Origin of the sequence: Rhodococcus sp. ARC_M5, assembly GCF_022810405.1 — a bacterium.
GTDB classification, from domain to species: Bacteria; Actinomycetota; Actinomycetes; order Mycobacteriales; family Mycobacteriaceae; genus Rhodococcoides; species Rhodococcoides navarretei.
The window spans coordinates 1-432 of sequence record NZ_JALGQE010000056.1; the positions used below are offsets into that span (position 1 = coordinate 1).

Here is a 432-nt window from a genome sequence, read left to right on the forward strand (position 1 = left end):
AGGTCGGTGGCGGGGCAGGCCCAGTGATCTTGCTCTACGACCGGTGGCGGGTTCGAGGGAGGAATGCGTTGGTGGAGAAACCGGATCGACAACACTTCTCGTTCGAGTTCAAACTTGCTGTGGTGCAGCGTGTTTTGGCTGGCGAGAACAAGATCGAGCTCGCTCGCGAGTACGGACTGTCGTCGGCGAAAATCATCGAGCCCTGGGTCCGCGGATACCGCCGCGACGGCGACGAGGCGCTACGACCGAAGCGCGCGGGACGTCGACCGGCACCGGGAGTCGATCCCGGGGAAGCCAGCGAACTGGACCGCCTCCGTGAGGAGAACGAACGGCTGCGGACACAGGTGGCGTACCTGGGAAAATTGCGGGCCTTGAGGGAACAGGGACGACGGTGAAGGTTCTCGCTGTCATCGCCCTCAAGGCGCAGTACCG

1 protein-coding gene is annotated in these 432 nt (G+C 63.7%); it reads left to right on the forward strand.

The genetic code is table 11. The features are described from left to right. The coding region (locus tag MTX34_RS25525) for a helix-turn-helix domain-containing protein (protein WP_243611207.1) at nt 1-395 on the forward strand (395 nt) is incomplete at its 5' end. Nucleotides 396-432 lie beyond the last annotated feature (37 nt).